Origin of the sequence: Sporomusa sp. GT1 (genome assembly GCF_014634905.1) — a bacterium.
Taxonomy (GTDB): Bacteria; Bacillota; Negativicutes; order Sporomusales; family Sporomusaceae; genus Sporomusa; species Sporomusa sphaeroides.
Genome location: NZ_BMBX01000022.1, coordinates 45,812 through 55,925 on the forward strand (window position 1 = coordinate 45,812; position 10,114 = coordinate 55,925).

The following is a 10,114-nucleotide window of genomic DNA, read 5'->3' on the forward strand; positions in this document are numbered from 1 at the left end:
CTAACCTTTCACTTCAGTGTCGGCAGCAGCCGCGTCAGTAGCTTGATGAGCAGGTAAAGTTGTTTCGGAAATCACCGCTACAGGTTCCAGTTCCTGAATTTCCGTTGGAGTGGCCGGATTCACCGGGGCTGCAGGAGCTGCTGGAGTAATGGGAGCTTCTGTTACGCTTTTATCTTTACCTTTGGGAAAACGGAAAGATACACCCATGCGTCCCATTTTTTCACTGCCACAGATTGCGAAGGCGGCATTTAGTAAAACATCTTCATGCGTATAATGGTATAAACCACCGGCTACCGCGGTTTCACCTGAATACATACCGGTAGCAATCGAGCCTTGAGTCGGTTCATCAGCCTTATATGCCAGGGGAGCCAAGCCGGACATGGCGGCTGCCAATGCACCTACGCGGTCCAGTCTCAGCGAGAGACGATTCAACTGACGGACATTGACAGCATCTGTCGGTGCCACCCCGTCGGCAACATTAGTAATTTGGCGCTCTGCTCCCGGCGCGCCAACAGATACGGTATTTTTTCGGTCACCGGTCTCTGAGCCGGCACCTAAGGCCACACTATTTTCAGCAGTGGCTTGTGCATAGTCGCCAATGGCTGTAGCGTTTTTACCGGTAGCAGTCGCATGAGCACCAATCGCCGTAGCATTTTCGCCTGTTGTATTGGCATAAGTACCAACTGCCGTAACGTTTTTGCCTACAGCATTTGCATTAGTGCCAACTGCTGTTGCATTTTCACCCTCAGCATTTGCATAAGTACCGATTTCCGTAACGTTACTATCTGCCGCAGTTGCTTTCGTATCATCCGCACTGGCGGTCTCATCGGCAACAGCAGGGCTATTACCTATGTCCGCGTTGCCCGCCCACACAGGAGCGGCACTCATTAAAACTACACAGATACATAAGAGACCGATAAACCCCTTGCCCAAATTATCCAATTTCATTATTTTACCTCCCATCATACTCTTGGCAATTTCTTGGCTTATTCTCAACTAATCAATCCCACCTCCAAGTCTCCCCGGACTACTATTGGCCAAGTTGACTGACAAAATAGCTACCCTTTTCAAACTCAGCACATCGACCACTCTCCAGTATGAATTATTGCCATTTATTGGATGTCTACCAAAATATATTTATTTTAATTACCAAATATTCATAAACATAATAAAAAAAAACAGCCGGGCGAAGACTTGAACAAAGTCTTCGCCCGGCTGTTTTTTACCGGAAATCCGTATAGCTTTTAATGAAAATTCCATCCCGAAATTATGTTACTTAATTAGCGCTATTGCCACCACTGCACAACCGACGTTTGCGTAAGCACAGTTTAAATATTGTATTTCAAAACTGTGCCCCTAAAACAAACCTGTTTATCGCGTTAGCTACTCCATCTTCATCATTAGAGTCTGTGATATAATCAGCGCATTGTTTTACATTAGCCAAAGCATTGCCCATAGCGATGCCCAAACCGGCATATTCTATCATGGAAATATCATTGGCACTGTCGCCTATAGCAATTATTTCTTCCCGCTGCAGATTATACAATGCTGCCAGCATGGCTACCGCTTTTCCTTTTGAAACCCCTTTGCGGGTAATTTCGATATTATATTGAGAAGAATCAACAACTTCCACCTGTTCAATATTTGCCAGTTCCTGCCGCAACTGTTCAACCAAGGCTGCATCTCTATAGATAATCTCACATTTTACAATATCCTCTTTTTCCTGTTGCAATACCGTTTGCCACTGTTTCCAGGAAAAAACATATTCCATATCCAGGTTGTTGTTCCTCCTGCCGAATAATTTAGTGACAATATAAAAGAATTTAAACAGAATCGTTCCATAATAAAATTTATGCGGAGTACAAAAGTAAGGTGTTGTGCGATGTTTCCGAAATATCTCCAATAGTTCCAGGCATAAGCTTTCACCCAGAATATCTTTGTAAATTACTTGATCATTATCCTTTTCTTTGATAAAGGCTCCGTTTGATGCTATCACCGGGGATTTTACGCCAATGAGGTCAGCGTAATATTGGGCGTCGGTATACATGCGTCCAGTGCTTATCACCGTATGCAGTCCCAGCGCATGGGCCTTCTCTATTGCTTCTTTCACCTTTGGGGTAATTTCATGCTTACTATTTAAAAGCGTCCCGTCAACATCAATGCAAATTAATTTGTAGGCCATATTCCGGCGATACCCTTCCTTACTGATTATAATATCCGGCTTTGTTTGTGTTTACAGTATGCCCCCGCCCCCCTTACAATCTTCCATTAGCTTCCTCCCAAGTTCAAAGGCTTGTGCCAAATCGTCAGGCCGTTGTGCCAACGGTTTGCTATCTAGATTGTCCAGTGTAAGATTAGCAATACCCTTAACGCCAATCATCTTGAACAACAACTTCATCACATACAAAGAACCGATAAACTGCCCTTCGTAAGCTGCCTGTCCACCAGTTGCAACGAAGATTCCCGGACGCAGCCGGCCGGAAAAAACATCGTTTTTTCTCACATATTTTTCCGACCAGAAAGGCTGACAGCGATCAATCATAAGTTTTGCCTGAGCACTTATACCGCTAAAATAAATCGGAGCTCCCAAAATAAACGCATCCATCTTAATTATGCTTTCATAAATGATCTCCATATCATCCTTTAAATGACAGCGTCCTGTATGCATGCAAGCATCACAGGCCTGGCAAGGTATAATTTTGAGCTTATTCAACACCAGTTTCTGAACTTCAACGTCACCGCACGAAGCAGCTCCCCGCAGTAATTCATCAATTAGCACACTATTGGTTCCATCAGTTTTTGGGCTTCCTAACAATGCTAAAATTTGCGCCATTATAAATCCCCCTTTATGTCGTAGTCATTAACAAATAAAAATTGTTGACTAATAATTCATTCCATGTTATACTTTATACGTTATTTACCATTGCGTTCAAAATCAAGAAGCGACCATTAGAACAAGTAATTTCTGCCCAAAGTTCTCTGTAATCTAATGTGTGATTTGGTAATATCAGGTAATTGCGGCTGTGACGTTAGTAAACGTTTTAATTACCAATTTAAACTTAGATTTGGAGGAAAAATATGAATCAACGTATCGAACAATTAATAAACCGATTGTCCTTTTTCGGGTATTGCAGCTTTGAGATTAAAAGAATCATCAAAGATGCTATTGGCATTGAATGTGTCAATGATCTCAACATTACCCAAAGAGTTGCCGTTATTAATCACTTGGAAAAGTACGAACAACTTGGTTTAACCTTTTTGCAAACATATAGCAAATAGAACTATTAGGAACGAGAGTAGCGATACTCTCGTTTTTTATTATAGGCTCCCTCCTTTCTTTACATTTTACCATTTTCTGCTGCAATAAACACCAAAACCCGCCTAAAACTAATAATTTTAAACGGGTTTATAATTATTTTTATAGATGTTGCCGATGTGTAAAGCAGCCGCAAACCTTATGGTCTTGCGGCTGTTATTCTTTCCAGGAAGGCCTCTGCCGGCGGCAGTGTCTCTACAACCCACCACGGAGTGCAGTTTGCCAACTCTGCTGCCGAATACCCTCCGGTAGCAATGGCAATGGTATACGCGCCAATAGCTTTGCCGCATTCGACATCATGGGGCGTATCACCAATGACATAAATGGTATGCTGCCCGGGGTCTCCCCAGGTTGAGCGCACCATTTCCAGACCGCTGCGCGCAATGTCCACCCGCAGCTCACATTGTCCGGCAAACGCGCTGCGGGGAAAGTCGAAGTAGTGATCCAGGCCAAAATACTTTAGTTTAATCTCAGCCCCTTGCCGGCTGTTGCCTGTCAGCAGCAGCAATTTATATTCCGTCTGCCCCTGGAGCCGGGATAAAATAGCTTTGACTTCCGGCAAAACCAAGCCCTTTCTATTTTCCAGCTGTTCTTGAAGCAGCGCTTCATACCGGCAGCACAACCGTGCAATTTCCTCAGAATTGGCTTCCCGTCCGGACACGGACCGGATAATCTGCCTGGCAATGTAGTTATCGGTCATACCTGCGGCTTTAATGGCGGTAATATCCACAGGCTTGCCCCACAGTTCCTCTGTAGCCAGACAAAATGCATACAGTCCGGCTTTGGCTGTTCTGATTAAGGTTCCGTCAATATCCCAAAAAAGTATTTGCAACAGTTCACCCTCCTTCCAGATTATACTGTGTTAAATTCCAGCATCTCGGCAGCCGGCGCAGGCCGGCTAATAATATACCCCTGAATAAAATCGCACTGGAACTCCCGCAGTAAGTCGCGCTGCGCCTCTGTCTCCACCCCTTCGGCTACTACGGTAAGCCCCAGGTTATGAGCCAACGCAATGATCGACCCCATAATCAATTTATTTTTTCCACCTGCCGCCAAATCGTCCACAAACGATTTGTCAATCTTGACAATATCAATAGGTAATTGTTTTAGATAAGTAAGCGAAGAATAACCTGTGCCAAAGTCGTCCAAAGCAATACGGACTCCTGTCGCTTTTAACTCCCTGAGTTTAGCTACATTGTCATCAAAAAACTCGGAATCCATAAGAATGGTTTCGGTAATCTCAAGCTCCAGCGCCGTTGGCGGCACACCGGCCTCTGCCAAAGCCGTTTTAACCATGGATACAAAATCTCCATTGATCAGTTGTTTGACAGAAACATTAACAGCAACATAGCTGTCCAGGCAACCTCGGTCCATTAGTTTTCGGGCAAAAGCACAGGCTGTTCTCATAACCCAGGCACCGATTGGAACAATGAGGCCGGACTCTTCCATCAAAGGAATAAACCGTCCGGGTGATACCATGCCTCGCTGGAGATTATGCCATCGCAACAACGCTTCATAGCCGCCAATTTTCCCTGTTGACAAACTAACAATCGGCTGGAAGTACAGCTCTAATTCGTCGTTGGCCATGGCTTCACGCAGGCTGCGCTCCATGCTAAGTTTCTCAATAATATCTTCCTGCATAGCCTCTTCAAAAAAACGGTAGACATTCTTGCCCGCATTTTTAGCAACATACAGCGCGGTATCGGCATTTTTAAGCAGTTCGCCCACTTCTGTACCATCAAACGGGTAACGCGCAATACCGATACTCACCGATAAGGTAAAATGATGCCCGCATAAATTAACCTCACCAGCCAAATTACGCAGAATATTTGTGGCCATATGAGCAATAGCAAATTCCTGAGTTATATCGGTCAGCAAAACGACAAACTCATCACCACCCAAACGGGCTACCAAATGGCCGTCACCCACTACCAGTTCAACCAGTTTGTTGGCAATCTCAACAAGCAGCTGGTCGCCCTGCGAGTGACCGCAGGTATCATTAACAAGCTTGAAATTATCCAGGTCAAGATACAACATGGCCCCACAGGCTTCCCCCTGCTGCGCCAGCAGCAATTCAGCCCGCAAGCGTTCCATAAACAACTGCCTGTTGGCAAGGCCGGTCAGTGAATCCCGGTATGCCAACCACCAGATTTCTTCCTCCTTCCGTTTCTTATCGCTAATATTGCTAAAAGACCCTACCATACGAATGGCATTACCGGCTAAATCGAATATTGCTTTCCCCCGTGATAATATCCAAATATATTCCCCGGTTTGGCTCATAATACGGAATTCAGCAGAATACATGGGAGTTTTCCCGGCTAAATGATCGGCCAGTGCCTGCTCCCGTACGGCCTTATCTTCGGGATGTATCATGTCTACCCACCAGTCTTTACCATCCAAAACCTCACCGTCAGGCACACCCAGTATATCGCTCCAGCGCCCCGCCCACACCATTTTATTTGTACGCAAATCCCAATCATAAACAGCATCATTAATGCCGTCCATAGCCAGACGGTACCGCTCTTCACTTATCTGGCGCAATTCATCAGCTTCCGTTAATTGCGTATACAAAGCCAGTAATTCTTCATTGCTTGCTGTTATTTCTTCATAGCTTTGGGTTAACTCCTCATGAGCCTGCTGCATGGCCACATTTTTTTCCTGTATCTCGCCAACCATGCTATTAAAACCGGTAATGAGACGCCCGGCTTCAGAACCCTTACGGTAAAGGGAGGAAGGCAGCGTCAGCGGCTCCTCCGGATTATTCCCTAGCTGATCAAAAGCCTGGATTAGCAACCGGTAACTGCTGAAAACCGGCTGTAGCAAAGTATATTGGATACTCATTATCAACAAAAAAAATAGTAGGCATATACTCTGAAATTGCTGACGAAAGCGGTCATAAGTAAGTTGAATATCCTCAACGTACATACCTGTGCCAATATACGCTTCCAATTCAGGAATCCCTACCACATAGGATATTTTTTGCTGAGGCTGGCTGCGTCCGGGCGGATGATAATAATAAGTGACATACCCCTCGCCCTGGCGCGCTTTGTCAATAAGATTAGCAATAATCGGCAAACCGTAAGCATCAGTAAGCCGGCTTTGATCACTGCCTTCCAGCTTTTGCTCAAAAGGCTGCACAAGCATAATCCCTTCATAGGTACTCATAAACACATAGTTTGGGCCAAATATATCGTTATAGGTCATAGTGCGGATATTGCCCCGCACCATGTCCATTGCCTGCTGCCTGGTCAATACTCCTGACCGGTACTGCTGGATAACAGGCTCTATCGCATTCCGGGCAACCTCAGTAATACGTTTTAGTTCTTGCCGCCGGTAATTATACCCGTTTTCCTCAAATTTATCTGTCAAAAACCCGGCAGTAAGCACGAAACCCATAATGGATACCAGTAAGGCAAGTAAAATTCTGATTAAGGTTTTGTCCAGCCAAAGCGTCAATGCTTGCACCCTTAATACCTCTTTTCGTAAAACCGTCACCGTAACAGCAGTGAAATACACCACCGTTATTTCCTTTTTACTTTTTTCGCTATTTAACAACAAATACCCTTGTATGGTAATTTTTTTTTTGAAAACAACGAGGGGAAGGTATACACCTTCCCCTCTAACCAGAGCACCCATCCATATAGCATTGACTGTACACGGTTACTCACACATCCATTAACCACTCACACAACACGCTTGTCGAAAAAGGGAACTTACGCCTACTCTTTCACCAGATGGAAAACTCAGTCGGTAACGCTCTTACAGATACACAAAAAACACTATCCTGCCAATTCGACTAACCTACTTGCAACAAACGGAAAACAGAATGTTTCCTACCACTGCATTGGTCTTGAATCTACGGCGCTATAAGGATGGTGCTTACTTAGATAATAACATAAGGTTAGTGGTTTGGCAAGTAGTATTCGCAAAATATTTTGACATTTATCGCAGCAAGACTGCAGAAGAATATTCCTTGACATACTGGATAAATTATTATATATTGATTTTGAAATATATCTCATAATTTGAAAGGATTACTATGGCTCGCCCACACAAAGAACGCCGTGTTGAACAATTACCACCGGTTACCCATTACAAGCCTGCAGGGGTTCCTTTACGCGATCTGGAGGAAGTTACCCTAACCATTGAAGAAATGGAGGCTATCCGTTTGGCTGATATCGAACAGCTTGATCAGGGAACAGCGGCAACAAGTATGGACGTTTCCCGCCCCACTTTTCACCGTATTGTCAATAGCGCTCATCAAAAAATTGCTGCGGCCTTATGGGGAGGTCATGCGCTGCGAGTTGATGGCGGCACTTTTCGTATCGCCCACCGCCGCACTATGTTGCGACATTTTGTCTGCCATACCTGCGGCCACAAATGGACATTGCCGCACGGCAACGGGCAGCGTTGCTACGACCTCTTATGTCCTGCGTGCCAAGCCTCAACTGTCAGTCACAACGACGAATAATTTTTTTGTTTAAATTATGAAATATATTTCATAATATGCAAAGGAGGATGAAATGTGCTAATCAGTATTGCCAGCGGCAAAGGCGGCACAGGCAAAACAACCTTAGCTTTATTACTTGCTGCCGTCCATTCTCAAGTCACGCTGCTTGATTGTGATGTTGAAGAACCAAACTGCCATTTGTTTCTCCAGCCCCAGTGGCAGGCAGCCGGACAGGACATTACCGTCATGGTGCCGCATATTGACAGTGACTGCTGCACTGGGTGCGGGGCCTGCTCAGCCGTTTGCCTGTTCAGTGCTATAGCCATTTCCGGCAATTCCGCCTTATTGTTCGATGAACTGTGTCATAGCTGCGGTGGTTGCCTGCTAGTCTGTCAGCAGGCTGCCATAAGTGAAGAACAAAAGACTATTGGCACGCTTACGACCGGAACAGCTGCCGCTCATCCTGGTATTTACCTGCTAAAAGGCACGTTAAAGGTGGGCACGCCCAGCGCCGTACCACTGATCAAACAAATGAAGCAAACAGGTTTGCAGCTTGCAGGCGATATTCTGATAGATTGTCCGCCAGGTACTTCCTGTTCCATGGTTACTGCCGTCAAAGACAGCGATTTTTGCATCTTGGTTACCGAACCGACTCCTTTTGGCAGACATGACCTGGAGCTGGCCCTGAATATCACCCGCCTGCTCCGGCTGCCGACAGGTGTTGTACTTAATAAAAGTGACGGCGCTGCTGGCGATGAAAGTATTGAAACCTTTTGTGCGAGCCGCCAGGTTCCCATCCTGGCTAAAATCCCCCACAGCCTTGCCTTCGCCCGGCAATATGCCGCAGGCTGCATACCAGGCGAATTTCAAAGTATCGCCGCTTCTATCTGGCAGCAGCTTAAAGCCGAAAGGAGCGCGGAAACATGAAGGAATTAGTCATCGTCAGCGGCAAAGGCGGCACAGGCAAAACCAGCATCAGTGCAGCCCTCGCCTGTCTGGCACCACAAAAAGTGCTGGTAGACTGTGATGTCGATGCCGCTAACTTTCATCTGGTCAGCGGCGCCACCATCCGGGAAACGCATGTATTTACTGCCGGGTTTGAGCCGCACATTGACGAAGCTGCCTGCAGCCACTGCGGCAAATGCACTGGCCTGTGCCGGTTTGGCGCCATTAACAGCGGTATTATTACCACACCGCTAAACTGCGAAGGCTGCGGCGTATGCGCCTTTAATTGTCCGGAACACGCTATCGCCATGAAGGAAAAGCAAGCAGGACACTGGTTTATCTCCCATACACGCTTTGGCAGCTTAATTCATGCCGAACTCGGCCTGTCTGTGGAAAATTCCGGGAAATTAGTAAGCAAGGTCCGGCGGGAGGCTAAAAAAATGGCGGCAACAAAGCATCTGCCGCTCATTATCACCGACGGACCCCCGGGCATCGGTTGTCCGGCTATCGCCGCCCTATCTGGAGCGACCTTAGCACTGGCGGTTGTAGAACCATCGGTATCCGGCATGCATGACTTAGGCCGCTTGGCAGATTTAGCTGCCCATTTCCGTCTGCCTTTGGCCATATGCATCAATAAAAGTACCCTTCATCAGGAAAATACAAACCAAATGATAACCTGGTGTCTCAGCAAAGGGCTTCCTGTATTTGGTCAAATCCCCTACAGCGACACCTTCCGCACCGCTGCCCAGTCCGGACAAACAGTATTAGAGATGCCACACAGTGATGTCAAAAAAGAACTGACCATATTATGGCAAAACATTGCAAGCCACTTAAGGCTCCCAAGTCAGACCAGCGCCTTGGACTTGCTATTGCAAAAACTCAACATCTTCCGCTAAGCAAACAGCGGCCACATAACCTAATCACTAAGAAAGCGAGGGTACATACTATGAAAATTGCGATTACCGCCCACGGTGAAGACTGCCAGGCAACCGTTGATACCCGCTTTGGCCGGGCTGATTATTTTGTAATTTATGACCAGGAAAAAGCTGCCTGGGAAACTATTGCCAACACGCAAAACCTGGAAGCGGCCCATGGAGCCGGTATTCAGGCAGGACAATCATTAGCCAGAACTGGAGCCGATGTGCTCATCACCGGCCATGTCGGTCCTAAAGCTTTCAAAGTCGTTAATGCCGCTAATATCACCATATATTCATTAGGTACTGAGAGCGGCACCGTCCAGGCTGCCCTGGAAGCTTTCCTTGCCGGAAAATTGTCGACTATCACTGCACCTAAGCCTTAATTAACGGTTATTACGATCACATTATCAAAGACTAACTATTAAAAGTCAAGCCCTAAGTTTTAAAAAAACTGAGCATGGGAAATGGGTAATCGGACACGAAAAA

Annotated in this window: 10 protein-coding genes; 5 read left to right on the top strand and 5 right to left on the bottom strand. The window is 46.1% G+C overall.

Annotation, left to right across the window (positions count from 1 at the left end; genetic code table 11):
- The 3 genes from GT1_RS17835 to GT1_RS17845 all read right to left on the bottom strand — a co-directional run bounded on the left by GT1_RS17835 (window position 1) and on the right by GT1_RS17845 (window position 2,833).
- Complete coding sequence (locus tag GT1_RS17835) at window positions 1-948, bottom strand: YadA-like family protein (protein WP_188399843.1); 948 nt, start codon at window positions 946-948, stop codon at window positions 1-3.
- A 394-nt stretch (window positions 949-1,342) separates the two neighbouring features.
- Window positions 1,343-2,182, bottom strand: a complete 840-nt coding sequence (locus GT1_RS17840) for a Cof-type HAD-IIB family hydrolase (protein ID WP_188399844.1) — start codon at window positions 2,180-2,182, stop codon at window positions 1,343-1,345.
- 51 nt (window positions 2,183-2,233) lie between these two features.
- Entirely contained in the window at window positions 2,234-2,833 is a 600-nt protein-coding gene (locus GT1_RS17845; RefSeq protein WP_188399845.1) for a flavodoxin family protein, read from the bottom strand.
- Window positions 2,834-3,078: 245 nt separating this feature from the next.
- Between GT1_RS17845 and GT1_RS17850 the strand changes: the two genes are divergently transcribed.
- Entirely contained in the window at window positions 3,079-3,279 is a 201-nt protein-coding gene (locus GT1_RS17850; protein WP_188399846.1) for a hypothetical protein, read from the top strand.
- A 176-nt stretch (window positions 3,280-3,455) separates the two neighbouring features.
- On the opposite strand, the gene GT1_RS17855 is transcribed toward GT1_RS17850, so the two are convergent.
- A complete protein-coding gene (locus tag GT1_RS17855) occupies window positions 3,456-4,148 on the bottom strand; it encodes an HAD family hydrolase (RefSeq protein WP_188399847.1) in 693 nt (230 codons plus the stop codon).
- Between the two features lie 20 nt (window positions 4,149-4,168).
- A complete protein-coding gene (locus tag GT1_RS17860; protein WP_223226349.1) occupies window positions 4,169-6,811 on the bottom strand; it encodes an EAL domain-containing protein in 2,643 nt (880 codons plus the stop codon).
- A gap of 544 nt (window positions 6,812-7,355) precedes the next feature.
- Here GT1_RS17860 and GT1_RS17865 point away from each other — a divergent pair.
- The 4 genes from GT1_RS17865 to GT1_RS17880 are packed head-to-tail and all read left to right on the top strand — an operon-like array spanning window position 7,356 to window position 10,011.
- Window positions 7,356-7,787, top strand: a complete 432-nt coding sequence (locus GT1_RS17865; protein ID WP_188399849.1) for a DUF134 domain-containing protein — start codon at window positions 7,356-7,358, stop codon at window positions 7,785-7,787.
- A 54-nt stretch (window positions 7,788-7,841) separates the two neighbouring features.
- The gene (locus GT1_RS17870; protein ID WP_188399850.1) at window positions 7,842-8,693 is read left to right on the top strand and encodes an ATP-binding protein; all 852 of its coding nucleotides are present in this window, start codon (window positions 7,842-7,844) and stop codon (window positions 8,691-8,693) included.
- Complete coding sequence (locus tag GT1_RS17875; RefSeq protein ID WP_188399851.1) at window positions 8,690-9,607, top strand: ATP-binding protein; 918 nt, start codon at window positions 8,690-8,692, stop codon at window positions 9,605-9,607. Before GT1_RS17870 ends, GT1_RS17875 begins: the two co-directional genes overlap by 4 nt.
- Before the next feature lie 50 nt (window positions 9,608-9,657).
- Window positions 9,658-10,011, top strand: a complete 354-nt coding sequence (locus GT1_RS17880) for a NifB/NifX family molybdenum-iron cluster-binding protein (protein ID WP_188399852.1) — start codon at window positions 9,658-9,660, stop codon at window positions 10,009-10,011.
- The last annotated feature ends 103 nt before the right edge of the window (window positions 10,012-10,114 follow it).

What these genes read in the sequence shown, in the direction of transcription:
- GT1_RS17835 (WP_188399843.1), bottom strand. Translation starts at nt 948, where the DNA reads ATGAAATTGGATAATTTGGGCAAGGGGTTTATCGGTCTCTTATGTATC.
- GT1_RS17840 (WP_188399844.1), bottom strand. Translation starts at nt 2,182, where the DNA reads ATGGCCTACAAATTAATTTGCATTGATGTTGACGGGACGCTTTTAAAT.
- GT1_RS17845 (WP_188399845.1), bottom strand. Translation starts at nt 2,833, where the DNA reads ATGGCGCAAATTTTAGCATTGTTAGGAAGCCCAAAAACTGATGGAACC.
- GT1_RS17850 (WP_188399846.1), top strand. Translation starts at nt 3,079, where the DNA reads ATGAATCAACGTATCGAACAATTAATAAACCGATTGTCCTTTTTCGGG.
- GT1_RS17865 (WP_188399849.1), top strand. Translation starts at nt 7,356, where the DNA reads ATGGCTCGCCCACACAAAGAACGCCGTGTTGAACAATTACCACCGGTT.
- GT1_RS17875 (WP_188399851.1), top strand. Translation starts at nt 8,690, where the DNA reads ATGAAGGAATTAGTCATCGTCAGCGGCAAAGGCGGCACAGGCAAAACC.
- GT1_RS17880 (WP_188399852.1), top strand. Translation starts at nt 9,658, where the DNA reads ATGAAAATTGCGATTACCGCCCACGGTGAAGACTGCCAGGCAACCGTT.